Raw genomic sequence first — 26144 nt, 5'->3', positions numbered from 1 at the left:
TCTCCTCTCTCTGTAATAACTTAATTATAAAAAATTGATATAACATTTAGATTTTTAATAGATTACTTTTACATCACAAAAAGTGTTTTTTCATTTTATTATGTTAAAATGGATTTGAAAGGGGATACAAAATGACTTCCTATAAATATGTGAATTTATTAATATTAGATGATGAAATAGATTTGTTAAATAGTATGTATAACTTTTTAAAAAAGAAAGGTTTAGGAAAAGTTTTGGTGGCAAAAAATATAAAAGAGGCAAAATTTAAACTGGAAAATAATAGAGTTGATCTTATGATTTTAGATATAATGCTGCCTGATGGAAGTGGTTTTGATTTTTTAAAAGAAATAAGAAAAAATTCTAAACTTCCTGTAATTGTTCTTTCTGCACTAGATGGTATAGAGGATAAAAAGGAAGGATTTAGTTTAGAAGCAGATGATTACATAGTAAAACCTTTTTTGACAGAAGATTTATTGTGGAGAATAGAGGCAGTTCTTAGAAGAACTTACAAAAAATACAGTGATAATAAATTGATATTAGATGGATTAATTTTTGATAAAGAGAAAGGCATATTAATTAGAGATGGAGAAGAAATTCCACTCACAGCTAAACAATTTAAAATTTTAGATTATCTGTCTGAAAATATAAATAAAATTGTATCAATTGACCAAATTATAGATAGGTGTTGGGAAGATTCCTTTGGATATGAAAATACACTTATAACTCATATTTATAGATTGAGAGAAAAACTAGAAGAAGATCCTTCAAATCCTAAAATACTTATAACAGTAAAAGGATTGGGCTATAAATTAATTGGAAAAGAGTAGCAAAATGCTTAATTATTTTTTTAAAAGATTAAAGAAAATTATTTGTTTTATATTAATTTTAATTATATTAATGGTCATCACTATTTTTGGGATATTTTATGCAAGTTTTAAATACTCTTCAGAATATAAAAATCCATCTCATGTATATGAATATATTAAAAATAATAAAATTCATAATATATATTTAACAAAAGACAATTGTAAATTTTTAAAACAAAATGATATATGGGCAGTTAGAATAAATAAAAGTGGGAATGTAGTCGAAAACTACAATAAGCCAAGAGAAGTAAAATATAATTTTGAAATTACTGATGTGGCAAAATTTACGAGATATTATTTAAATGACTATCCAGTTTTTACTTTTATTGCAGGAGACGGTCTTATGGTATTAGGTTATCCAAAAAATTCTTTGGATAAGCTGCCTTCTAATTATTATAATTATGAAAAAATAAAATCCTATATTTTTATATTAATAATTGGTTTTTTTGCATTTTTAGCTGTAATATATTTATTCTATATTTATGAGATAAAAAAGATTTTCAAAAGTTTAGATCCTCTGCAAAAGTCTATTAATAAAATTTTTGATGAAGATTATATATTTTTAGAAGAAAAGGGAGAATTAGAAAATATTTCTAGAACTATAAATGAGGCGAATAGTAATTTTTTAAAATTAAAAAACAGTCAGTCTAGTTGGTTAAGAGGAATTAGTCACGATATAAGGACACCTCTTACAAAATTATCTTGGGGATTAGAAGATATAAAAAATAGTGAAAATAGTAAAGAAATAGATAAGATGAATAAAGAAATATTAAAGATAAGTAGATTAATTGAAGATCTGAATTTGACAAAAAGTTTAGAAACTTTAGGCACAAATAATTTCACAGAAAAAGATCCAATTTATACAATAAGAAAACTACTAGTCACAAAATTAAATGAAAATCCCAGTAAAGAGATTGTATTTACAAATAAATTAAATAGAAATGCAAAAATAAAAATGGACGAGCATTTATTTTACAGAATGCTTGAAAATATTTTGGAAAACAGCATAAAGTATTCAACGGAAAAGACTTTTATAACTTATGAAATTTTAAATCACAAATTGATTATATCAATTCGTGATGAAATAGGTGTAATTCCTGAAAATGTTATAAGAAGATTGCATGAAGAAAATTTATCAGAAGTTAAAACTCATGGTATGGGTCTTTTTATTTCAAAACAAATATGCGAACTTCATTGCGGAAAAATGGAAATAAAAAATTTATATCCTGGAGTTGAAGTTGTTTTTTTATTTACGATTTAATAAAACTCATTATTGTATTTTCTTTCAATAAAAAGCTAACTATTATAAGTTTTAATCTAAAATACTTATAATAGTTAGCTTAATTTGACATAAAGATTTTTAGCTACTGGCTAAATTAATTTATTCGTAAATTGTAATGCTAGTTACAAAACCATCTTTTACTTCAATATTTATTGCATAACCCAAATCTTTTATTTGATTATAATGTTTAAGAAATTCATCTTCTGAGTAAATTTCTGGGTTAATTGAAGCACCTACAACTTTATATATTGTGTTGTTGCTTGTAGTGAAGAAGTGGGCCTTATTAGCTAACATTTTGTCTACATTTGTTGATTCAGGATCTTTATTATAATCTAAAGTTCCTTTCACAACTAATACATCAGCGTATTTAGTTATATCGTAGATTGATGGGCTTTGGAATTCTTTATCTCTCTTTCCATTATTTTTAGCAAGTAATTGAGAGAAATAGGATCCATTGGCTTTTTGTAAGCATTTTTCGTCAGAAGTAGGGAAGATTTTGGATTCAATATTAACCATTTGGTTGATATCTGATTTCCAATTATTCTCACTAGAGGCATTTACTGTACCAACACCAATTCCACATACTAATCCTGTTACTAAAAGTATTTTGTTTAAATTTTTGATGTTCATTGTATCCTCCTAAATTATATTTATATTCTTCTCCTAACATTAAATTCGTAGATTGGAAGAATTTGTTTTGGAGTATATTTTATTTCAAACTAGATAAAGTTTTAATATAAATTTTAAATATATTAATTTTAAATATATTATCGAGAATATTTTAAAATTTATAACCTTTTGAAATAATCTATTTAACTCCGCAATTATTTTACTTCAGAAATAAAGTTTAATCAAGTACAAATTATTGTGTAAGTTAATATAACAAAAAGTTTTAAAACTCTGTTTTATATAAATAATTTTGATTGATTTTTTATTGGTAATATAAATTTCCATTATGAAATTGTTAATTTTTTCTATACTTAAGTTATAAATTTTAGTTATAAGAGAGTAATGGACTTCGCTTTCTATTGACGATTTATAAAGATTTGTAATATAATAATAAATATGCTAAAAATAGCGATTTATATAGAAAGGTGATTAAATGTCAGGACATTCTAAATGGAATAATATTAAAAATAAAAAAGGTAAAGAAGATGCAAAAAAAGGTAAAATTTTTACTAAACTTGCAAGACAAATAACTGTGGCTGCTAAGGAAGGTGGACTTGATCCAGATTATAATCCTTCTCTTAAAGTTGCAATTGATAAAGCGAAGGCTGAAAATATGCCTAATGATAATATTGACAGAGCAATTGCAAAAGCTGGCGGCGGAGATAATGATGATAATTTTGAAGAAATCGTATATGAAGGTTATGGTCCAGGTGGAGTTGCTGTTATGGTAAATTGTCTTACTGATAATAGAAATAGAACTGCACCAGAGGTTAGACATATTTTTGATAAGTATAGCGGTAATTTAGGACAGCCCGGTTGTGTTTCTTTTATGTTTGACAAAAAAGGATCTCTAGGTGTTTTAAAGGAAGGACTTGATGAAGACGAATTTACTTTAATTGCAATTGATGCAGGTGCAGAAGATGTAATTGATAGAGGAGAAGCTTTCGAAATAATAACAGAACCAGAAGATTATCATAATGTTAGAAAGACTTTAGAAGAATCTGGCCGTTCTTTTGTTGAATCTGATATAACTTTTATTCCTCAAACAACAACTGAACTTACAGATGAAGATGATATTAAAAATATGGATAAATTAATTGATGCACTTGAAGATAATGATGATGTGACAGATGTATATACTTCTTGGGAGAGAGATTAATGGAAATTAATAGAATTATTGATCATACTTTATTAAAACCTGGATCTACTGAAGAACAAATTGAAAAACTTGTTAAAGAAGCAATAAAATATAATTTTTATTCCGTTTGTGTAAATCCTATTTGGGTTAAAAAATGTTCAGAGATGTTAAAGGTCACTGAAGTTAAAGTATGTACTGTTATTGGTTTTCCTCTTGGAGCAAATACAAGGGAAACTAAAATTTTTGAAACAAAAAATGCAATTGAAAATGGTGCAAATGAAATTGATATGGTTATAAATATTGGTTTTATTAAATCTAAAAAATATTCTGAAGTGGAAGAAGAAATTTCTGAAATTGCAAAAATTTGCCACAAAAATAATGCAATTTTAAAAGTTATTTTAGAAACTTGTCTTTTAAGTAAAGAAGAAATTGTAAAAGCATGTGAAATTTCTGAAAATTCTGGTGCAGATTTTGTAAAAACTTCTACTGGATTTTCAGATTCAGGTGCAGATAAAGAAGATGTGGCTTTAATGAAAAAGTCTGTTTCTGATAAAGTAAGAGTTAAAGCAAGTGGCGGAATTAGAGATTATAAAAAAGCGATGGAAATGGTTGAAAGTGGAGCTGACAGACTTGGAGTTTCAGCTGGAGTTGAAATTTATGAAAAGAGTAAATCAATATGAGAATAAATCCTGTGGCTTTTAACCTTTTTGGTTTAGAAGTTAGATGGTATGGAATCTTAATAGGTATTGGAGTTTTGTTGGCTGGAGTAGTCATTGAAAAAATGGCTGCGAAAAAAAATTACAAAGATGGTCTTTACAAGGATATTGTAAATGATATTTGTATTTTTGCTGTTTTAATTGGCGTATTAGGGGCGAGATTATATTATGTTGCCTTTGAGTGGAATTATTATAAGGAGCATCTCAATGAAATTTTTGCTATAAGAAATGGAGGTCTTGCTATTTATGGCGGAATAATAGCGGGTGGTCTTGCTATATATTTTTTTAGTAAAAAGAAAAAAATAAAATTTTTGACTTTAGCAGATTGTGTTGCTCCAGGACTTGCACTTGCTCAATCAATTGGTAGATGGGGAAATTATATTAATGGAGAAGCTCATGGTGGCGTTACAGATGTTCCTTGGGCAATTCTTGTCAATGGACAAAGAGTTCATCCAACATTTTTTTATGAATCTGCGGTGAATTTTTTCATATTTCTATTTTTATACTTTTATTTATCAAAAAGGCAGAAGTATGATGGACAGCTTTTTGCTTTTTATACTATTGTATATGGTATTGCAAGATTTTTTATTGAAGGAATGCGAACAGATTCTCTTTATATGGGGACATTTAGAGTTTCGCAAATTGTGAGTATTGGAATTATAATTATAGGAATTATAATTAGTGTAATTGGTAGAAAAAATTTACAAAAAAATAATAATTAAACTTGGACTAGGAAACTAGTCTAATTTTTTAGGTGATATTTTGAATAAAATTAATTACAATTTGGAAATGGAAAAAATAATAAAAAATATTGATATAAAAGATAGACCGAAGCTCTTATTACATTCTTGTTGCGGGCCTTGTTCTTCTGCAGTTCTGGAAAGGATAAACAAATTTTTTGATATAGATGTTTTTTATTATAATCCCAATATAAATAGTGAAAGGGAATTTTATAGACGAGCTAATGAACAAATAGAACTTGTTAAGAATTTAAATTTAGATTATAAAATTTCTGTTGAAGTTGTAGAATATAATCACAATGAGTTTTTAGATTATATAAAAGGTCTTGAAAAATATAAAGAGGGTGGAGCTAGATGTTTTAAATGCTATAAAGAAAGGCTAGAAAAAACAGCAGAATATGCTTCTAAAAATAATTATGATTACTTCACTACAACTTTATCAATATCACCACATAAAGACTCGCAAATAATAAATAGAATTGGGGAATTTGTTTCTAAAGAATACAATGTAAGATATCTATTTTCAGATTTTAAAAAGAAAAATGGATTTAAAAGATCAGTGGAACTTACAGATAAATTTAATATGTATAGACAAAATTATTGCGGATGTGAATTTAGTAGGGGTGAAGATTGAAAAATTTAAAAAATATTTCTATAGCCGTATCTGTACTATTGTTGGGAGTTTTTTTGTTTGTTTTCAATGAAAATGATTTTGATTTTGAAATGAATTCAGATAAGAGTCATATTGATAAATCTAATAAAAGTGAAGAATTAAAAAATGAAATAAAAGAAAACAAATCAGAAGTAGAAATTTTTGCTATGGGAGATATGATTTTCCATCAGCCAATTGTGAAAAATTATAAAACAGAAAATTCTTTTGATTTTACTCCTATTTTTCAAAATATTTCAGAAGATATAAATGAAGCGGATATTGCCATTGCCAATTTTGAAGGTTCTGTAAATTCAAATAGAGCGCTTTCAGGATTTCCACTTTTCAATTTTCCTAAAGAGAGTATATCTTCTCTTAAAAATGTAGGATTTGATGTTTTGTCGACTGCAAACAATCACTGTCTTGACACAGGTATTGATGGATTAGCTGAAACTATATCTGTTATAAATGAAAATAATATGAAATCTTTTGGAACTTTTACTGAGGACATTGACAAAGGAATTGTTGTGGAAGAAAAAGGAATAAAAATTGGACTTATTTCTTTTACTGATACTTTAAATGGTATGGATTCTTTAATGAGAGGTAAAGAATATTCTGTAAATAATTTCTCACAAGATGTAGAATCGGATATTAAAAAATTAAAAGATAAATCTGATATTGTAATAGTATATCCTCATTGGGGAAATGAATATCAACTTGTTCCAAATGAAAGGCAAATTTATTTAAAAGAAAAATTACAAGAATATGGAGCAGATATAATTTTGGGATCGCATCCTCATGTTCTTCAAAAATATGAGGTTGAAGAAAAAAATAACAAAAAATACTTTACAATTTATTCTATGGGCAATGCTCTTTCTAATCAAAGAGTTGAAAATCTGAAAAAAAGTGGCGTTGACACAGGTGCAATTGTCAAATTAATTATAGAAAAGGACAATAACACAAAAGATACAAATATAAAATCTTATGGTGTCTATCCTACTTATGTAGATAGATATAGAAAAAATGGGAAACTAAACTACGACATAATAAAACTTGAAGATGTAGTTGAAGGCGGGAAATTAAACAAAGTTACAAGACCAGAATTAAAAAATGTTGCGGATAAAAAACTTAGCGATGCTTTAAGAGTATTAAAAGGAGAAATATGAAAAAAGATATAGTTCCTGGTACTAATTATGTTATTTTTCAAAATGAAGATGAATTTAAGTATACAACTGATTCACTAATACTTTCTTCTTTTGTAAAAAGTGGAAAAAAGTCAATCGATTTAGGTTGTGGAACTGGAATTTTATCTCTTAGAGTTATAGATAGGTTTGAAGAAGTTTATTCTGTAGATATAAATAAAAATGTTATTTGTAGCTTTCAGAAGTCTATTAAAGAAAATAATCTTGAAGAAAAAATAAAAATTATTGAAGAGGATATTTTTAATCTAAAAAATATTTATGAAACTAATTGTTTTGATTCAGTTATTTTTAATCCACCCTATTATAATTACGAAAATATTAAGTTTAATACAATGTCTGCAAAACATTTTTTTGATATGGAAAAGGGACTTTATATAATTAATTATATTTTGAAAAATTCTGGAAAACTCTATTTGATTTATCCTACATATAGACTGGCAGAGATTATTTACAAAATTAATAAAAGTGGTCTTTTTGTGAAAGATATTGTAAATATACATGGAAATAAAAATAAAAAAGCAAAGTCATCTATAATTATTGCAAAAAAACAAGCAAGTTTTGGGAATGATTTTAGAGATTTTTATATAAGAGATGGAAAAAATTATACACTCGAAATGGAAAGAGTTTATAGAAATGAGGTAATACTTTGATTTATTTTTGTCCAACTCCTATTGGAAATTTAGGAGATATAACCTTAAGGACTTTAGACATTTTAAAATCTGTTGATATAATCTTCGCTGAAGATAAGAGAGTTACTATAAAACTTTTAAATCACTTTGGTATAAAAAAAGAACTTAGAACTTACCACAAATTTAACGAAGTTGAGGTGTCTCAAAAGATTATTAAAGAGATTAAAGACAAAGATATAGCAATAGTAACTGATGCAGGGATGCCTGGGATAAGTGATCCTGGAGAAGTTCTTGTAAAAAAATTGATAGAGGAAGATATTGATTTTAGAGTTCTTCCTGGCTCAAATGCAGCTCTTACTGCTTTAGTTTTATCTGGACTAGATACAGAACATTTTCTTTTTTATGGTTTTACTTCAAGCAAATCTTCTGCAAGAAAAAAAGAATTTGAAAATTTAAAAAATTTAAAATTTACTATGATTTTTTATGAAGCACCTCATAGGATAAAAGATTTTTTAAAAGATGTTTATGAAATTTTTGGAAATAGAAATATTTCTATATCAAGAGAAATTACGAAAGTTTTTGAAGAAACAATTAGGTCGAATACATCTGAGATTTTGGAAAAAGAAATAACTGAAAAAGGTGAATTTGTAATCGTATTAGAGGGGAGTAATGAAGAAGTTACTTATGATATAAAAAAACTTTTGTTAGAAGAAATTAATAAGGGAACAAAAAAGTCCCAAGCTGTAAAAGAAATTTCTAAAAAACATAATATTCCTAAAAATGAAGTTTACAAGGAGAGTTTAGATCTATGAATAATATACCTGAACTTGAAGAACAAATAAAAAGTGTAAATTTAAATTTAAAAGATAAATATGATTTTGTATTTAAAATAAATAATTCAAATTTTAGAGAAAAATTAAATTTAAATGTTGGTAAGATTATAAAAATGAAGAAATTTGAAAAAAAAGATTTGATAAAATATAAAAAGACTGTGGGAGTAGATGGTTCTAATAATATATCTGGTGGTGCGTTCCCACATTTCATCGAGATATTTCAAGGTCTTGCCAAGTCCACAGATGGGAATGAAGTTTATAAAACAAGAGTATACACACCTACTTTAAATGAGAGATATGGTGAAAAAAATTTATCTCAAGAATTTTTGGCAAAGATAGAAATAGAAACAGCCTTGGAATATATAGATAAGTATGATCTTGACTATTTAATGATGGATGGAGGATTCATTAGATATAAAATACATTGTCTTGATTTATTTAAAGAACTTAGAGAAGTTTGTGAAGAAAAAAATATTGTTCTTTTTGGAGTAATAAAAGACATAAAGACAAATGTAATAGCTAGAAGTCTTAATTTTGATAAAAGTATTTATGATAGAGAAATTCTATTTAATAGACTTGGCCTTGGAGAGGCACTTTTAATTAGAAATGAAATTAATAAAAAATATATAGAAAATGATTTGGGAGAAGGGTTTTCATCGGCTTTTATGCGAACGTCAAAATTTCCTGGAGCAATAGGTGCTGATATTCTAGATACACAAGAAAAATATTTTGAAGAAGTTTGCAGTTTAATTTATACTTTAACACCTATGTCTTCTCGTGGAGTTCCACTTTGGCTTGATATTGTAGATAAGGAAGTAAAAATAACTGATGAAATTTTGAAAATGCTTTTGGAAGAGTATTTAGATAGGGATGTTTATGAAAGATTTTTTATTTCTGAGAGAGATAAAAGGACTTTGTAGGAGGAAAAATGAAAGTACTTGGAGTTACAACAACTAGAGAAGTATACATTGGATCAAAAGAAAAAAATTTTAGAAATAATGAATTTTTAATAGTCGAAGATCCAGTTCAAGGGGATATTATCGGAGAAATTGTGGATTCAAAAACTTTTAATAGATTCATTCCTCTTGATATTGGTGGAGATTTTGTAGACAGTGATGTACTTACTTCACTTGGATCTATGGGTTATAATGTTGGAGATGAAACAGTTTATGTTGCAAAGCTTAGATTTTTCGAAGAACTTCTGTATCCACCTATTACGGGAAGTGATTTGAGAACGCCAGAGTTTCATGAAATAAAAAACTTTTTGATTGATACATTGCCAAATAATTCCTTAATTTTAGGGTCAATTAAAAATACAGATAATATTGCAAGTGACATGGATGATATCTACAAAAACTTGTTTCAAACTTTTGAAAATAATAAATTTTTAAAACAAAGAGAACTTCCTTATCTATTTGATTATAAGTCAATGCATCAATACCCTCATATTGGAGTTTTTGGAGGATCTGGAAGTGGAAAGTCCTTTGGACTTAGAGTCATTTTAGAAGAGCTTATGGAAATGGAAGTCCCTGCCATTGTAATGGACCCTCATTATGAGATGGACTTTTCAAATAATTCAGAAATTTCAGAAAAAAATTATAATGATAAATTTAAATGTCTTGAAATAGGAATAAACACAGGCATAAAATTTCAGGAGCTTCAAAATAGAGATTTGAAAAATCTTTTGAATGCAGCGTCCCCTTTGACAGATTCAATGAAAAATGTAATTGATGTTATGTTGTCTAAAGGAGCAAGTTTTGATTCTTTTAAAAATAAATTGGAAATGCTTTTGGAAGGTCAAGAAATTGGTTCAAGAGATAAAATAATTTCAGAAATTGCATCAGAACCTGATCCATCCAAACAAAAAAAACTTGAAAAAGTTTTAGATGTCTATGATAGATATGATAAAACATGCAATTCTATGAGTGTGCGTGGAGTTTTGTGGAGACTTATTAATTTACAAAACGAAGGGATTTTTTCTCATAATATAGATGAACTTTTAGATTTATTGAAGAGAAAAAAACTTGTAGTGTTGCAAGGCTCAACTAGGATGATTAATGTATTTTCAACTTATTTACTGGCAAAATTATATTATTTAAGAAAAGAATACAGAGATGAATTAAATAGAAATAATACGAAGGTAGATTATTTTCCTCCTTTTGTAATTATAACTGATGAAGCACATAATTTTGCTCCTAAGGGTTTTGATACACCTTCAAAAAGTATTTTGAGAGAAATTTCTCAAGAGGGAAGGAAATATGGAGTATTTTTAATTCTTGCTACTCAAAGACCTACTTTACTAGATGAAACAATTACAGCTCAGTTGAATACAAAATTAATCTTTAGAACAGTAAGGGCATCTGACATCGATACTATAAAAGAAGAAACAGATCTTTCTGTTGATGAAACAAAAAGACTACCGTATTTAAGTTCAGGGGATGTGTTTGTATCATCAGCTAAAAAGGGGAGGACTTCTTTTGTCAGAATTAGAGCGGCAAACACAGTTTCACCTCATACAGAAAATCCTTTTGATGAACTTACAAGCCATGATAATAAGGAATTTGAAGAGTTTTTTATAAATATAAAAGATTTTCTGCCAATTGATACTTCTAATTTAAATTCAATTTTAATTAATTATAATAAAAAAACTGGAGAAAATTTGTCTTATGATGATATGAAAAATAAATTAGAAGAAGTTTGCAATAGAGAATATATTGAAAAAGAAGAAACTTTTTTAGGTGAAATGTATAAAATTAAATAAAAAAATAAGACTGATCCATTAGAAATTTGGATCAGTTTTTTAGTAATATTTATAAGTTTTCTTTTCTTCTTTTATAATTATCATACAAGTTTTGAAGCTTTAAAGTTTTATTTATGATTTTTATTTTTGTACTTCGTTTAAGCGTTTTTATAAAATATTCTTTTTTTAGAGCATCAGATTTGTCTTTACATTTTTCAGTAAAAACCATTTTTACAGGAAGTCTTGAAGAAGTATATTTTGATGCTTTCCCACTACTGTGAGATTTTAATCTTTTTTCTAAATCATTTGTATAGCCTGTATAAAAAGTTTTGTCGCTACATTCTAAAATATATACATAAGAATCTTTCATTTTAATCCACCAAATAATTTTCAATTGCAAGATTTATAATTTCAAATTCAAAACCTCGCCCTTGAAGGTACTTTTTTGCAGAATTTATTTTTTTTAAATCCTTTTCGTCTTTTTCTATTTTTTTCTCTAAGAGATTAAGAGCATTTTCAAGCTCTAACTTATAATCGTAATCAGACATAATATCCTCTATAATATCATTTTTTATTCCCTTAGATTTAAGCATATATATTGTTTTTATTTTTCCATATTTTTTAAGATTTTGAGAATCTTTAATATATCTTGTAGCATAATCCTTGTCATTTAGATATTTTTTTTCTTTTAATATTGGAATTATTAAGTCAATAATATCTTGAGAGATTTCTTTTTTATAAAGATGATCAACTAGTTGTTTTTCTGTTTTATTTCTCTGTAAAAATTCATAAGATAAAAAAAGAGCTTGTGATTTTGCATCTTCAAATTTTAAAATTTCATAAAAATCATCTGGTACTTCTTGTCCTTTGTATAATCCAAATTTAACTAATGTGTCTTCAGAAATATATAAATCTCTAGAATTATCAAAAGTAATATGAAATTTTTTCTTTTCAAAACTAATATTTGATACAATCATTTTATCACCAAATTCATTCTAACATAAAAGTGCTATATTTATCGAGTCTAACAAAATGTGGAAAATTAATATCAAAAAGTATATAATTATATAGAGTTTAAAAGTGAGAGGTGTTATATGTTTGAATTAATCTCCCAAATATTGAGATATATATTTATAATTTTAATCTATCTTTTTATATTTAGTATTTTAAGACTTATGTATCTTGATATAAAAAACATTACAAACAGAGGGGATTCTCTTGATGATGCTTATTTAAAAGTAGTAAATAGACTTGACTCTTTGAATTTTAAGATGCAGGAATATTATGTTATAGATGATAATATGACTCTTGGAAGAAGTTCAAAAAATGATATTGTAATAAAGGATAAATTTGTTAGTAAAAATCATTTAAAAATTATTGTGAAAAACCAAGGATATTATATTGAGGACTTGGGTTCTGCAAATGGAACTTTTTTAAATGGTATGCAAGTTGATCCAAATGAATTAATTGAACTTCAAAATAATGATAAAATTGGTGTAGGTTTTATTCAATTTATATTTGTAGATAAAAGGTGAAATTGTGTTTGATGTTATTTTAAAAAATCGCAAGCCTAGAAATCTTCTTTTAATTTTTGAAATTTTAAGTATTTTACTTTTGTTTTCTTATAACAATAATAATGTAGACAGATACATAGTTATTTTATTTGTGGGCTTGATTTTAATTGTTTATATTTCCAATTTAGTTTTGGGAAAAGTTTCTTCTGGAGATAACTATATATTTTTAATAGTGTCTATGCTTCTAAGTTTAGGTATTATTACAATTTACAGGCTTTCTCCAAAACTTGGACTAAGACAACTTATTTGGGTATTGGCAGGTATATTAGTATTTTATTTAACTTATTTCGCAATAAGAGCTATGAGAAGACTTGAATATATGACAGGACTTTATTTAGGACTTTCTATTATTTTTTTTATAATTACTCTTATTTTTGCACCAGATAAATACGGATCAAAAAACTGGATTGAACTTTCTGAAGGAGTGACAATTCAGCTTTCAGAATTTACAAAAATCTTAATTATATTTTTAATTGCTTCTTTTTACACAACTTTCCAAACAAGACTTAAAAAATTAAATTATAAGCACACTTCATATTACTTAATGGCAGTAATATATATTTTTGTGGGATTTTTGTTTATACAAAGAGATCTTGGAACTGCTGTTATTTTTATTGCAATTTATACTTTAATTCAATATGTATATGATGAAGATAGGACTTCTCTTTTAGTAAATATTGGTCTTATGTTAATAGGAGGAGTTGCAGGTTATTTTTTATTTTCACATGTTAGAAATAGAGTTGATATATGGCTTAATCCTTGGACGGCAGATAAAGTTATAAATAGTGCAAGACAAATTGTGCAGTCTCTTTTTGGGATTGGTGAAGGTGGATTTTTTGGACAAGGGATTGGTCTAGGTTATCCTAAACAAATTACACTTGCACATTCAGATGTGATTTTTTCTGCAATTTGTGAAGAAATGGGAATACTAACAGGTATAGGAATTATTATGCTTTATATGCTATTAGTGTATAGAGCGATAAAAATTGCACTAAATCAAGAATATTTATTTTATAGAATTTTAGCTCTTTCTGTTGCAATTTTATTTACAGTTCAAGTATTTTTAAATGTAGGGGGAGTAATAAAACTTATTCCTATGACAGGGCTTACACTTCCTTTTGTTTCTTATGGAGGTAGCTCAATGATTTCAAGTTTTATTGCACTTGGAATTCTTCAAGTAACAAGTGAAGATTTGTCCTATAAGTATGATAGGGGAATTGATAATGAAGAATAAAGACAATAAAAGAATTTTAGTCCTTCTGGTTTTTTTAATAATTTTGTTAGTTGCACCAATTGTATATTTAACTTATTTTACAGTTTTTAAAGCAGAGGATATAATTAACCATCCTGCTAATAGAAGAAGTGAACTTAGGGAAAATTCTGTAAAAAGAGGCACTATCTATGATAGAAATCATGAAGTTTTAGCATATTCTAATGGAGAAAAATATAATTATCACAGAATATATAACTATCCTGTTATTTATTCTCATATAATTGGATATTCTGACAAAATAGTAGATAAGTATGGACTTGAAAAAGAAATGAATAACTATTTAGTTGGAAAAGAAGGTTCAAAATTTTTAAAAACAATGAAATCTGTTGTAAATAAAAATTATGATCCATATACTGGTGATGATGTAACACTTACTACTGATACTAATTTACAGGAAAAAACTAGATTAGTATTGTCTAATAAATCTGATAAGGGATCAGTCGTCATTATGAATCCAAAAACTGGAGAAATTCTTTCTATGGTTTCTCTTCCAGATTTTAATTCACAAAATATTGCAAAAGATATGCAGTCTATTAATGAGGCAAATAATGGGGCTCTCTTTAATAGTTCAACTAAGGGGAAATTTGCTCCAGGTTCTGTTTATAAGATAATAACTACTACTGCAATTTTAGAATCAGGTATTTCACAAAAATACACTGATGAAGGTGTTGAAAAAATTGATAATGGTCGTGAATTTAGAAATGCAGGAAATAAAACCTATGGAAGAGTGGATTTAAAAAAGGCTTTTACAAATTCTCTAAACACTTATTTCGTAAGAAAATCTGTTGATATGGGCATCGATGTAATGGCTGAAGTGTCAGAGAGATATATGGTAAATAAAAAAGTTGATTTTGAGCTTCCACTTGAAACATCAACTTGGGACTATAAGAGAAATGGATTTGATAGAACTGCCCTTGGAGCAGCAGGAATTGGCCATGATACTCTTTTGGTTACACCACTTGAAATGTGCATGGTAGCATCTACAATTGCAAATGATGGTGTTATGATGCAACCGCATATTGTAAAAAGAGTTGATTCTTCTGATGGGAAAAATGTTCTTAGAAATACTCCAACTGTTTTAAGTGAAGTAACATCAAAAGAAAATGCAGACCAAATAACAAAATATATGATAAATGTAGTTAATAATGGTACTGGAACTGAAGCTTATGTATCAGGGATAAAGGTTGCAGGTAAAACTGGTACAGCTCAACTTGATCTTAAAGAAGGAACTAACAATGCTTGGTTTGTTGGATTTGCCCCAGCAGATGATCCGCAAGTTGCCATAGCTGTTGTAATTCCTAATATTAAAGATTATGGTTCACAAGCTGCGGCACCAATTGCTGGAGAGTTACTTAAGTATGCAGTTAATAATTTACAAATTGAAGAAGAGTGATTAGATGTTTAATGGTAAATTTGTAACAGCTTTTGTAGCTGCAGCTGGTATGGGCAAAAGAATGAATATGGGAATAAATAAACAGTTTCTGACTATTGATAAAGTTCCTATTCTAGCACATACAATAAAAAAAATAGAAAAATCTAAATATGTAGACTTTTTACTTCTAATTGTAAAAAAAAGTGATTTACCTTATGTTTATGATATTATTGAAAAACATAAAATAAATATAAATTATGCAATAGTATATGGTGGCAAAGAGAGGCAAGATTCTATAAATAATGGTCTTCTAAATATGCCGAAAAAAACTGATATAGTATTGACTCACGATGGAGCAAGGCCATTTGTTTCAGTAGAAAAAATTGATGAAGCCATAGAAAATGTAATGGAAACTGGGGCCTGTGTGCTTGCAAATCCCGTAAAAGATACTATTAAAGTTTCAACTGATGGAAAACTTGTCGATTACACTCCTAATAGAGATAAGTTATGGCAAGTTCAAACTCCTCAAGTTTTTAAAAAAGAAATACTAATTCATGCGTATAAACAAGCATATACTGAAGGTTATTATGGAACAGACGACTGTTCTCTTGTCGAAAAAACAGGCGTAAAAGTAAAACTTATTTATAATTCTTATGACAATATAAAAATTACAACTAGAGAAGATTTATCTATTGCAAATATACTTATTAAGAAGGTGAAAAGTTGAGAATAGGGATAGGATATGATGTCCATAAGTTAGTCGAAAATAGGAAGTTAATAATAGGTGGAGTTAATATTCCTTATGTAAAAGGTCTTTTAGGCCATTCAGATGCAGATGTATTGATTCACGCAATAATGGATTCTATATTAGGAGCTCTTGCACTTAAAGATATAGGTTACCATTTTCCAGATAGTGACAATGAATATAAAAATATTGATTCAAAAATATTATTAAAAAGAGTTTTTAAAATTATGAAAGAAAATAATTTTAAAATAGGAAATATTGATTCGGTAATTGCTTGTGAAAAACCAAAATTAGCACCATACATTGACTCAATGAGAAAAGTAATCGCAGACATTTTAAATACTGATGTAGAAAATATTTCAATAAAAGCAACAACAACAGAAAAAATGGGTTTTGTAGGAAGAGAAGAAGGAATATCTGCTGAAGCTATTTGTTTACTTGAAAGGGATGATTAGATGAAGTTTTTTATTGATACTGCTGATATTGAAGAAATTAGAGAAATTAATTCATGGGGAGTTATTTCTGGAGTAACGACAAATCCAAGTTTAATAGCAAAAAATGGCGGAATATTTGAGGATGTTATTGAAGAAATTACAAAAATTGTAGATGGAGATATTTCAGCTGAAGTTATATCAACAGATTTAGATGGAATATTAAGAGAAGCAAGGAAACTTTCCAAAATTTCGAAAAATATTGTAGTTAAAATTCCAATGATTGAAGAGGGACTAAAAGCTGTTAAAATTTTGAAAGAAGAAGGCATAAGAACTAATGTGACCCTTGTTTTTTCCCTTTCTCAAGCAATTTTAGCGGCAAATGCTGGAGCAACTTATGTCAGTCCCTTTATGGGAAGACTTGACGATATAGGTGATTCAGGAATAAAATTAGTAGAAGATATTTCTGAGGTATTTAAAAATTATAATTATGAAACAAAAATTATTGCAGCAAGTATTCGTCATATTAATCATGTAGAACTTGTTGCAAAAAGTGGTGCTGACATCGCTACTATTCCATATAGAATTTTTAAAGAAATGATAAAACATAATTTGACAGATAGTGGACTTGAAAGATTTTTAGAAGATTTTAAAAATGTAAAGACAAAGGAGATATAGTATGGACAGAAATTTGGCATTAAATTTAGCAAGAGTAACTGAAGCAGCAGCACTTTCAGCTGGAAAGTGGCTAGGAAAAGGCGACAAGAATGCAGCTGATGGTGCTGCAGTTGATGCAATGAGAAGAATGTTTGATACGGTGGACATTGACGGAACTGTTGTTATTGGAGAAGGAGAAATCGATGAAGCTCCAATGCTTTATATTGGAGAAAAAATCGGCACTAAAGTTGGAGAAGAACAAGTAGATATAGCAGTAGATCCAATTGATGGGACAAACTCGATTGCAAATGGAATGGATAATTCTATTGCAGTTTTAGCAGTAGCTCCAAAGGGATGTTTACTTAATGCTCCGGATATATATATGGACAAAATTGCTTGTGGTCCTAAAGCAAAAGGACTTATCAAATTAGATGATTCTCCTACTGAAAATATTAAAAGAGTGGCAAGGGCTTTAAATAAAAATATTGATGATATAGTTGTAGCGGTGCTTGATAGACCTAGACATGAAGAATTAATTAAAGAAATAATTTCTATTGGTGCAAGAGTTAAAAAGGTGTCTGATGGAGATGTTGTAACAGCAATAGAAACTTGTTATGAAGATTCAGGAGTTGATCTTGTAATAGGTCGTGGCGGGGCTCCTGAAGGGGTAATTGCAGCAGCAGCTTTAAAATGTTTAGGTGGAGATTTCCAAGGAAGACTTCATCCAACTGATGAAAAACAAGAACAAAGATGTAGAGATTTAGATTCTGATTTAAATAAAATTTATTCTATTGAAGATTTAGTAAAGGGAAATGAAGTTATTTTCTCTGTAACGGGGATTACTTCTGGAGAGATTCTTGAGGGGGTTAAATATTATGGAGATAATAAAGCTAAGACAGATACATTAGTACTTAGACTTCCAAGTGGAACACAAAGATTTATAAAATCTATTCATTCTTTAGATATGAAACCAGATTATGCAAAATGATTATGAGTAATAATAATGAACTTAAAAATAAATCAAAAGAAGATTTAATAAGAATTTCTAAATCTTTAGGGTTAAAAAATGCAGATAGTTATGATTTAGAAGATTTAAAACATTATATTGTTAGAGGAGAATTACCTGAAAAAAATTTGAAAGATAAACCTGTAAATAGTTTAAAAGTTTCTGAACTTAGAAAAATTGCTAAAGAATATGGAATTGAAAAATCATATAATTTAAAAAAAGATGAATTAATAGAACAAATTGAAGCACAAAGAGAAAGTGAGAAAATTAAGAATTTAGATCTTTCAAAAAATGCAGAGGAAACTCTTGAAAACATGGAGGATAAAAATTATGTAAGCGGAATATTGGAGCTTCATCAAGATGGCTATGGGTTTTTAAGGACTATTAATTATCTTCCAAGCGAAGAAGATATTTATGTATCTCCATCACAAATTAGAAAATTTAAACTTAGAAATGGCGATGAAATACTTGGAATAAAATCACCGCCAAAAGATGGTGAGAATTTTAATGCTTTGTTGTTTATAAAATCTGTCAATGGTGTTCATCCTTCAAAAATTTTAAATAGACCTTACTTTGATAACTTAACGCCAATTTATCCTAAGAAAAAAATAATTTTAGAAACAAAAAAAGAAGATATCGCTATGAGGGTTATAGATCTATTGGCACCTGTTGGTCTCGGACAAAGAGGTCTTATAGTTTCACAACCCAAATCAGGGAAAACTACTCTTCTTAAAAAAATATCAAAATCAATAAATGAAAATTATCCCAACTTACATTTAATAGTTTTATTAGTTGATGAAAGACCTGAAGAAGTTACAGATATGAAAAGATCTGTAAATGGAGAAGTAATTTATTCGACTTTTGATGAAAACCCAAAAAATCATACTAGAGTCGCCGAAATGGTAATAGACAGAGCTAAAAGGTTAGTTGAAAATAAAGAAGACGTTGTTATACTTTTGGATTCATTAACAAGATTATCAAGAGCCTATAATCTTGTAACTCCAACAAGTGGAAAGACATTGTCTGGTGGTCTTGATCCTATGTCATTACACAAGCCTAAGAGATTTTTTGGTGCTGCTAGAAATGTTGAAGAAGGCGGAAGTTTAACAATACTTGCTACGGCACTTGTTGATACAGGATCCAGAATGGATGACGTTATTTTTGAGGAATTTAAAGGTACTGGAAATATGGAACTTCATTTAAATAGGAAGCTTTCAGAAAAGAGAATTTTTCCTGCCATTGATGTTTTAAAATCAGGGACTAGGAAAGAAGAACTTATATTAACTAAAAAGGAACTCGAATTTAGTTATAATTTTAGAAATAATTTAAATGAAGAAAATATAGAAGAAGTTACTGGTAATTTCTTAGACGAAATTTCAAAATCTAAGGATAATAAAACTTTTTTGAATAAAAAATTTTGAGATAATATTCATAAGAATTTCTTTAAATGTTGAATTATAGAGAAAATTATTGTATAATATCTTAGAAAAATAAATAATTTTGTATTATAGTAAAAATTATGTTATAATATAAAAATTGAGTTATAAAATAGTTTAAGGGGGCTAAATAATGAAAAAAGGAATTCATCCAGATTATAAAGAAGCTACTGTAACTTGTGCTTGTGGAAATACTTTTAAAACAGGATCTGTTAAAGAAGATTTAAAAGTTGAAATTTGTTCAGCTTGTCATCCTTTCTTTACAGGAAAGCAAAAACTCTCTGATCATGGCGGAAGAATTGAAAAATTCAACAACAGATATAAGAGAAATAAATGACGATGAGGTTAGCCAGGCTAACCTTTTTTATTACAAAAAATTATGAAAATTAAAGAAGCCTTACTAAAGGGTAAAATTTATTTAAAAAATTCAAATTATACTTATCCACTATATGAAACGAGAAAAATTTTATCTGAATTATTAAAAAAAGATTTGTCGTATTTAATTTCACATGATGATGAATATTTAGAAAGGAATATTGAAAGAAAATATTTTGAGATTTTAAAAAAAAGAGAAGAAGGAGTTCCCCTCCAATATATTTTAGGTTATGAAGCTTTTTTTGGTAGAAATTTTAATGTTTTAGAAAATGTATTGATACCAAGACAGGATACAGAAATTTCTGTTGAAGTAATTCTTAATATTTTGAAAAAGTATAAAATTAGAAATATGTTAGAGATTGGGACGGGAACTGGAATTGTTGGTATAACTATTGATTTAGAAAGTGAAGTTGAAGTAACGGCAACTGACATAAGTGATTATGCAATTAAAAATGCAAAAATTAATAAAGATAAATTAGATTCAAAAGTTAAAATAATAAAAAGTGATTTATTTGACAATGTTTGTGAAAAATATGATTTAATATATTCTAACCCACCTTATATAAAAACAAGAGAAATTGATAAATTGCAAATTGAGGTGAAAGATCACGAACCAAGACTTGCACTAGATGGGGGAGAAGATGGACTTTATTTTTATAAAAAAATAATAAGAGAAGCTCCAGATTATTTGAATAAAAATGGATTTTTGATTTTTGAAATAGGTTATGACGAAACAGAAGAAATTTATAAATTAATGAATTATAAATTTGATTTAAAAGTTTATAAAGATTTAGGTAATTTAGATAGAGTAATAGTTGGACAGTTAAAAAAATAGGAGAAATTATGTACGAAAAACTTTCAATTTTTGAAGAAAAATTGCTAGAACTTGAAAAAGATTTAAGCGATGTTAATATTATTAATGATTCCAAATTATATCAACAAAAAGCTATTGAACATGCGGAAATAGAACCTATTGTAGCAAAGTATAGAGAATACAAAAAAACTTTAGAAGTTTTAAATGAAAACAAAGAATTGATTAAAGAAAAATTAGATGATGAATTTAAAGATTTAGTTAGAGAAGAAATAAATGAAGGGAATAAAAAAGTTGAAGATTTAGAAAATGATTTAAAAATTTTACTTATTCCAAAAGATAAAAATGACAGCAAAAATGTAATGGTAGAAATTCGTGCTGGTGCAGGAGGAGATGAAGCTGCACTTTTTGCTGGTGTTTTGTATAGACAATATGTAAGATATGCTGAAAGATGTGGATTTAAAGTAGAAACAATTTCTTCAAATGAAATAGGAATTGGTGGCTTTAAAGAAGTTGTCTTTATGATTATTGGAAGAGGCGCTTATTCAAGATTAAAATATGAATCAGGTGTTCATCGAGTTCAAAGAGTTCCTGAAACAGAAAGTGGTGGAAGAATTCACACTTCAACTGCTACTGTTGCTGTTTTGCCTGAAGCTGAAGATGTAGATATAGAAATCGACCCAACTGAAATAAAATTTGATGTATTTCGTGCATCAGGAAATGGAGGACAATGTGTAAACACAACAGATTCAGCAGTTAGACTTACACATATACCAACAGGTATTGTAATTTCATGTCAAGATGAAAAATCTCAACTTAGAAATAAAGAAAAGGCTATGAAACTTTTAAGATCGAAACTATATGATTTAAAGCTTCAAGAACAAAATGAAAAAGAATCCATGGAAAGATCTTCTCAAATAGGGTCTGGTGATAGATCAGAAAGAATAAGAACTTATAATTATCCTCAAGGCAGGGTCACAGATCATAGAATTAATTTTACATCTCACAGAATTGATGCAATTAATGATGGAGATTTAGATGAAATAATTGACGCACTTATAACATACGATCAGACACAAAAAATTGAGAATATTGATTAAAATGCAATTAATAAAAATATATTTATTTAGTGTAAATATTTGATTTTTCATAAATAATACTCTATAATGATAGTTGTAATTTTATTATTAAATTTAATGGGGGTAATATTATGAATCAAATGACAAGTAGCAATTTAAGATCAGCATTTGGAGGAGAATCTCAAGCACGTAATAGATATAATATTTGGGGTGATGTGGCTGAAAAAGATGGTTTTAAAAATGTAAAAAGACTTTTTGACGCAACATCTGATGCAGAAAGAATTCACGCATCTCTTCACTTTAATGCTCTTAAAGACGAATCTGGAGATTTTGCAGTAACTTCAATGGCTGGGTTTGGTATTAACAGCACTTCTGAAAATCTTGAAGCTGCGAAGAATGGAGAAATTTTTGAATCAACTCAAATGTATCCTGCTTTCATTGCAGTAGCAGAAATGCAAGGAGAAAAAGAAGCTGTTAAAGCAATGAAATTTGCAACTGCTGCTGAAGAAGTTCACGCTAAAAGATTCCAAGCTGCAAAAGATGCAGTAGATCAAGGAAAAGACCTTGATGTAGAAAAGATTTTTCTTTGCCCAGTATGTGGATATATTACATTTGAAGATGAAGAAAAATGCCCAATTTGTGGATGTGCAGGAAGCAAATTTGTTGCTTATTAATTTTTGTTAAATGAAAGTCTCTCCGAAAGGGGAGATTTTTTTTAATTTGAAAATTTCACATAATACTTTTAGAAAATAGTTTAGTAATTTTTTGTAGTTATATTTTACTTTTTATTAAGATTGTATATGTCATAGATCGAATAAGTATGTTTTTAATATAAGATTTTTATAAATTATATTATATATTATTAAATTTTCATAGAATCTAAGATTTTTATAAATGTATTTTAAATATAAGTTATCCACTTAAGGAAAATCAAAAAGAAAGTTGTAATTAAACATCTTTAAACAAAATATTGATAATTTTAATATCCTGTGGTATACTTTTATCCGATAACTAATACACACATTTTTTAATAGTAAAAGAGTTGCTACAATGGTCCTTTTACTAGATGATAAAAATGGAGGAAAAAACACGGAGGTGGCTTAAATGTCAGTAATTTCAATGAAAAATTTATTAGAAGCTGGTGTTCACTTTGGACATCAAACTAGAAGATGGAACCCTAAAATGAAGAGATTTATATTTACCGAAAGAAATGGTATTTATATAATTGATCTTCAAAAAACTGTAAAAAAAGTAGAAGAAGCCTATGATTTTGTAAGAGAAGTTGCAGCTGATGGCGGAGAAGTTCTTTTTGTTGGTACAAAAAAACAAGCTCAAGATGCAATTGAAAAAGAAGCTACAAAATGTGGAATGCCTTACATTAATCAAAGATGGTTGGGTGGTCTACTAACTAACTACAAAACTATTAAGAAGAGAATAGATAGACTATATCAACTATATGAAATGGAAGAAAATGGAACTTTTGAGGTTTTACCTAAAAAAGAAGTTGCTCAATTACTTCATGAGAGAGAAAAACTTGAAAAATTCTTAGGCGGAATTAAAGAAATGAATGGTATGCCTAAAGCTCTATTTGTTGTAGATCCTAAGAAAGAAAGAATTGCAGTTAAAGAAGCTCATATTTTAGGAATTCCAGTTATTGGTATTGTCGATACAAATTGTGACCCTGATGAAGTGGATATTCCAATCCCAGGAAATGATGACGCTATTAGAGCAGTAAAACTTATTACTGAAACTATTTCAAATGCCGTTATTGAAGGAAAACAAGGCAGTCAAATTGAAGATAGCGATAATGATGATTATGATGAATCCACTCAAGAAGTTTCTGAAGAATCTAAAGAAACTGTTGATGATGAAAAATCAATTATAGAAGAGTAAGAGATATTTCGAGAGTTCTAAAGTAATCCTTTAAAACTCTCTTTTTTTAAAATAAATAAGGAGTGAATAAAAATGGCTATAACAGCAGCATTAGTTAAGGAATTAAGAGAAAAAACTGGAGCAGGAATGATGGATTGCAAGAAAGCTCTTTCAGAAACTAAAGGAGATATGGACAAGGCAGTTGATTTTTTAAGAGAAAAAGGACTTGCTTCTGTTGCAAAGAAATCTTCAAGAATTGCTTCTGAAGGTATAGTAGATTCATATATTCATGGAGGAAGAATTGGAGTTCTTGTTGAAGTTAACTCTGAAACTGATTTCGTTGCTAAAAATGAAGAATTTAAAACTTTTGTAAGAGATATCGCTATGCAAATTGCAGCAGTTAATCCAAAATATGTTAGTCGTGAAGAAGTGCCAGCTGAAGAAGTTGAACACGAAAGAAAAGTTTTAACTGAACAAGCTAAAAGTGAAAATAAACCTGATCATATAATTGAAAAAATGGTTGAAGGTAGACTTGAAAAGTTTTACGAAGAAATATGTCTTTTAGATCAAGATTTTATCAAAGATTCAGACAAGAAAATTAGAGATATTTTAAATGATTTAATTGCAAAAATTGGAGAAAATATTAAAATTAGAAGATTTGTTAGATTTGAAGTCGGAGAAGGTCTAGAAAAAAAAGAAGAAGATTTTGCAGAAGAAGTTGCAAAACAAATAGGATAACAAGTTGGAGAAGTAAAATGCCAAATTATAAGAGAATAATTCTAAAATTAAGTGGAGAGGCTTTGGCAGGATCTAATTCTGTTGGAATTGATATGGATTATATCAATTTAATTGCTAAACAAGTTAAAAAAATTTATGAATTAGGTGTTGAAACTGGTATTGTTGTAGGTGGCGGTAACTTTTGGAGAGGACGCGATGAAAACAATATTGACAGAGCAACCTCTGATTACATGGGAATGTTAGGTACTGTAATGAATGCATTGGCGTTACAGGATTCTTTGGAAAAATTAGGCGTTATTACTCGAGTACAAACTGCTATTGATATGAAACAAGTTGCAGAACCATATATTAGAAGACGTGCTATTAGACATCTGGAAAAAGGACGAGTTGTTATTTTTTCAGCTGGAGTTGGAAATCCTTATTTTTCAACTGATACTGCTGCTGCTCTTAGGGCTGCTGAGATAGATGCTGATGTGATTTTACTTGCAAAGAAAGGTGTAGATGGAGTATATGATTCTGATCCTAATTTGAATTCCGATGCTAAAAAGTATAGCAACTTAAGTTATAGAGAAATCTTAAATCAAAATTTAAAAATCATGGACGGTACAGCAACTACATTATGTATGGATAATGATATTCCTCTAATAGTTTTTGGAATTGATGAAGAAGATGCTATGTATAAAGTTGTCTGTGGCGAAAATATTGGTACTAATATTAAATAGGAGGATATTATGATATCTGATCTAAAAAAGAATACTGAGTCCAGAATGCAAAAATCTGTTAGCTCTTTATCTGAATCTCTTCAATCGATAAGGGCAGGACGTGCTAATACGAGTTTATTAGACAAAATTTTTGTTGATTATTATGGACAACAAACCCCACTTAATCAAGTTGCAAGTCTTTCTGCTCCAGAGCCAAGACTTCTAGCCATTCAACCCTGGGATGCAAATTTAATTCCTGATATTGAAAAGGCTATTTTAAAGTCTGATTTAGGTATAACTCCTTCAAATGATGGAAAAGTTATTAGACTTGTCATTCCTCAGTTAACTGAAGAAAGAAGAAAAGATCTCACAAAATTAGTTGGAAAAGATGCTGAAGAAGCTAAGGTTTCTGTTAGAAATATTAGAAGAGATGCCATGGAAGATATTAAAAAAGCTGAAAAGGCAAAAGAAATTTCTGAAGATGACAAGGTTTCCTTTGAAGAAGATATTCAAAAGCTAACTGATAAATATATAAAAGAAATAGATAAAGTAGCAGAAAGCAAAGAAAAAGAACTTATGGAAATTTGATTTTTAGCCTTAGATTATTCTA

At 28.1% G+C, this 26144-nt stretch carries 30 protein-coding genes; 27 read left to right on the top strand and 3 right to left on the bottom strand.

Annotation, left to right across the window (positions count from 1 at the left end):
- Positions 1-131: 131 nt before the first annotated feature.
- Positions 132-827 carry a response regulator transcription factor gene (locus RH95_RS01265; protein ID WP_010242453.1) on the top strand — a complete coding sequence of 232 codons (696 nt, stop codon included), beginning with the start codon at positions 132-134 and terminating at the stop codon, positions 825-827.
- A 4-nt stretch (positions 828-831) separates the two neighbouring features.
- On the top strand, positions 832-2127 hold the full coding sequence (locus RH95_RS01260; RefSeq protein WP_010242451.1) for a sensor histidine kinase: 1296 nt from the start codon (positions 832-834) through the stop codon (positions 2125-2127).
- A gap of 120 nt (positions 2128-2247) precedes the next feature.
- Here RH95_RS01260 and RH95_RS01255 read toward each other — a convergent pair whose 3' ends face one another.
- Positions 2248-2778 carry a hypothetical protein gene (locus tag RH95_RS01255; RefSeq protein WP_010242449.1) on the bottom strand — a complete coding sequence of 177 codons (531 nt, stop codon included), beginning with the start codon at positions 2776-2778 and terminating at the stop codon, positions 2248-2250.
- Positions 2779-3250: 472 nt separating this feature from the next.
- Here RH95_RS01255 and RH95_RS01250 point away from each other — a divergent pair, with 472 nt between their 5' ends.
- The 9 genes from RH95_RS01250 to RH95_RS01210 are packed head-to-tail and all read left to right on the top strand — an operon-like array spanning position 3251 to position 11485.
- Positions 3251-3976 carry a YebC/PmpR family DNA-binding transcriptional regulator gene (locus tag RH95_RS01250; protein WP_010242447.1) on the top strand — a complete coding sequence of 242 codons (726 nt, stop codon included), beginning with the start codon at positions 3251-3253 and terminating at the stop codon, positions 3974-3976.
- Positions 3976-4635, top strand: coding sequence for a deoxyribose-phosphate aldolase (gene deoC / locus RH95_RS01245; protein ID WP_010242446.1), 660 nt, complete (start codon positions 3976-3978; stop codon positions 4633-4635). Before RH95_RS01250 ends, deoC begins: the two co-directional genes overlap by 1 nt.
- Positions 4632-5393, top strand: coding sequence for a prolipoprotein diacylglyceryl transferase (lgt, locus tag RH95_RS01240; RefSeq protein WP_010242445.1), 762 nt, complete (start codon positions 4632-4634; stop codon positions 5391-5393). The genes deoC and lgt overlap by 4 nt, the downstream gene beginning before the upstream one ends.
- Before the next feature lie 40 nt (positions 5394-5433).
- The gene (locus RH95_RS01235) at positions 5434-6045 is read left to right on the top strand and encodes an epoxyqueuosine reductase QueH (protein WP_010242444.1); all 612 of its coding nucleotides are present in this window, start codon (positions 5434-5436) and stop codon (positions 6043-6045) included.
- Positions 6042-7226, top strand: a complete 1185-nt coding sequence (locus tag RH95_RS01230; protein ID WP_010242443.1) for a CapA family protein — start codon at positions 6042-6044, stop codon at positions 7224-7226. Before RH95_RS01235 ends, RH95_RS01230 begins: the two co-directional genes overlap by 4 nt.
- Complete coding sequence (locus tag RH95_RS01225; protein ID WP_010242442.1) at positions 7223-7912, top strand: tRNA1(Val) (adenine(37)-N6)-methyltransferase; 690 nt, start codon at positions 7223-7225, stop codon at positions 7910-7912. Before RH95_RS01230 ends, RH95_RS01225 begins: the two co-directional genes overlap by 4 nt.
- The gene (gene rsmI, locus RH95_RS01220) at positions 7909-8703 is read left to right on the top strand and encodes a 16S rRNA (cytidine(1402)-2'-O)-methyltransferase (protein ID WP_010242441.1); all 795 of its coding nucleotides are present in this window, start codon (positions 7909-7911) and stop codon (positions 8701-8703) included. Before RH95_RS01225 ends, rsmI begins: the two co-directional genes overlap by 4 nt.
- The gene (locus RH95_RS01215) at positions 8700-9644 is read left to right on the top strand and encodes a DNA double-strand break repair nuclease NurA (RefSeq protein WP_010242439.1); all 945 of its coding nucleotides are present in this window, start codon (positions 8700-8702) and stop codon (positions 9642-9644) included. The genes rsmI and RH95_RS01215 overlap by 4 nt, the downstream gene beginning before the upstream one ends.
- 8 nt (positions 9645-9652) lie before the next feature.
- Positions 9653-11485 (top strand): ATP-binding protein, encoded by a 1833-nt coding sequence (locus tag RH95_RS01210; RefSeq protein WP_010242437.1) that lies wholly within the window; start codon positions 9653-9655, stop codon positions 11483-11485.
- 49 nt (positions 11486-11534) lie between these two features.
- Here the strand turns inward: RH95_RS01210 and RH95_RS01205 are convergent, their stop codons facing one another.
- The gene (locus RH95_RS01205; RefSeq protein WP_010242435.1) at positions 11535-11834 is read right to left on the bottom strand and encodes a GIY-YIG nuclease family protein; all 300 of its coding nucleotides are present in this window, start codon (positions 11832-11834) and stop codon (positions 11535-11537) included.
- A gap of 1 nt (position 11835) precedes the next feature.
- Positions 11836-12441 carry a RecX family transcriptional regulator gene (locus tag RH95_RS01200; protein ID WP_010242433.1) on the bottom strand — a complete coding sequence of 202 codons (606 nt, stop codon included), beginning with the start codon at positions 12439-12441 and terminating at the stop codon, positions 11836-11838.
- Positions 12442-12558: 117 nt separating this feature from the next.
- Between RH95_RS01200 and RH95_RS01195 the strand changes: the two genes are divergently transcribed.
- The 16 genes from RH95_RS01195 (at position 12559) to frr (ending at position 26122) form a co-directional block, all read left to right on the top strand.
- On the top strand, positions 12559-12999 hold the full coding sequence (locus tag RH95_RS01195; RefSeq protein ID WP_010242431.1) for an FHA domain-containing protein: 441 nt from the start codon (positions 12559-12561) through the stop codon (positions 12997-12999).
- Positions 13000-13003: 4 nt separating this feature from the next.
- A complete protein-coding gene (locus RH95_RS01190; RefSeq protein ID WP_010242429.1) occupies positions 13004-14272 on the top strand; it encodes an FtsW/RodA/SpoVE family cell cycle protein in 1269 nt (422 codons plus the stop codon).
- Positions 14262-15704, top strand: a complete 1443-nt coding sequence (locus tag RH95_RS01185) for a peptidoglycan D,D-transpeptidase FtsI family protein (RefSeq protein ID WP_010242427.1) — start codon at positions 14262-14264, stop codon at positions 15702-15704. Before RH95_RS01190 ends, RH95_RS01185 begins: the two co-directional genes overlap by 11 nt.
- 4 nt (positions 15705-15708) lie before the next feature.
- The gene (gene ispD, locus RH95_RS01180) at positions 15709-16410 is read left to right on the top strand and encodes a 2-C-methyl-D-erythritol 4-phosphate cytidylyltransferase (RefSeq protein ID WP_010242426.1); all 702 of its coding nucleotides are present in this window, start codon (positions 15709-15711) and stop codon (positions 16408-16410) included.
- Entirely contained in the window at positions 16407-16883 is a 477-nt protein-coding gene (gene ispF, locus RH95_RS01175) for a 2-C-methyl-D-erythritol 2,4-cyclodiphosphate synthase (RefSeq protein ID WP_010242425.1), read from the top strand. Before ispD ends, ispF begins: the two co-directional genes overlap by 4 nt.
- Positions 16884-17537 carry a fructose-6-phosphate aldolase gene (gene fsa / locus RH95_RS01170; protein WP_010242424.1) on the top strand — a complete coding sequence of 218 codons (654 nt, stop codon included), beginning with the start codon at positions 16884-16886 and terminating at the stop codon, positions 17535-17537.
- Between the two features lies 1 nt (position 17538).
- The gene (gene glpX / locus RH95_RS01165) at positions 17539-18504 is read left to right on the top strand and encodes a class II fructose-bisphosphatase (protein ID WP_010242423.1); all 966 of its coding nucleotides are present in this window, start codon (positions 17539-17541) and stop codon (positions 18502-18504) included.
- Between the two features lie 2 nt (positions 18505-18506).
- Positions 18507-19943 (top strand): transcription termination factor Rho, encoded by a 1437-nt coding sequence (gene rho / locus RH95_RS01160; RefSeq protein ID WP_026038558.1) that lies wholly within the window; start codon positions 18507-18509, stop codon positions 19941-19943.
- A gap of 148 nt (positions 19944-20091) precedes the next feature.
- Positions 20092-20295 (top strand): 50S ribosomal protein L31, encoded by a 204-nt coding sequence (gene rpmE / locus RH95_RS01155; protein ID WP_010242421.1) that lies wholly within the window; start codon positions 20092-20094, stop codon positions 20293-20295.
- 42 nt (positions 20296-20337) lie between these two features.
- Entirely contained in the window at positions 20338-21168 is an 831-nt protein-coding gene (prmC, locus tag RH95_RS01150; protein ID WP_010242419.1) for a peptide chain release factor N(5)-glutamine methyltransferase, read from the top strand.
- 8 nt (positions 21169-21176) lie between these two features.
- Entirely contained in the window at positions 21177-22244 is a 1068-nt protein-coding gene (prfA, locus tag RH95_RS01145) for a peptide chain release factor 1 (protein WP_010242417.1), read from the top strand.
- Between the two features lie 110 nt (positions 22245-22354).
- The gene (locus RH95_RS01140; RefSeq protein WP_010242416.1) at positions 22355-22897 is read left to right on the top strand and encodes a rubrerythrin family protein; all 543 of its coding nucleotides are present in this window, start codon (positions 22355-22357) and stop codon (positions 22895-22897) included.
- Positions 22898-23327: 430 nt separating this feature from the next.
- Positions 23328-24116 carry a 30S ribosomal protein S2 gene (rpsB, locus tag RH95_RS01135; protein WP_010242414.1) on the top strand — a complete coding sequence of 263 codons (789 nt, stop codon included), beginning with the start codon at positions 23328-23330 and terminating at the stop codon, positions 24114-24116.
- Positions 24117-24188: 72 nt separating this feature from the next.
- Positions 24189-24833 carry a translation elongation factor Ts gene (gene tsf / locus RH95_RS01130; RefSeq protein WP_010242412.1) on the top strand — a complete coding sequence of 215 codons (645 nt, stop codon included), beginning with the start codon at positions 24189-24191 and terminating at the stop codon, positions 24831-24833.
- A 17-nt stretch (positions 24834-24850) separates the two neighbouring features.
- Entirely contained in the window at positions 24851-25555 is a 705-nt protein-coding gene (gene pyrH / locus RH95_RS01125; protein WP_010242411.1) for a UMP kinase, read from the top strand.
- Between the two features lie 9 nt (positions 25556-25564).
- The gene (gene frr, locus RH95_RS01120) at positions 25565-26122 is read left to right on the top strand and encodes a ribosome recycling factor (protein ID WP_010242410.1); all 558 of its coding nucleotides are present in this window, start codon (positions 25565-25567) and stop codon (positions 26120-26122) included.
- Positions 26123-26144: the final 22 nt, after the last annotated feature.

Origin of the sequence: Peptoniphilus rhinitidis 1-13 (assembly GCF_000246925.1) — a bacterium.
GTDB classification, from domain to species: domain Bacteria; phylum Bacillota; class Clostridia; order Tissierellales; family Peptoniphilaceae; genus Peptoniphilus_A; species Peptoniphilus_A lacydonensis.
This window is presented reverse-complemented; position numbering and strand designations above follow the sequence as displayed.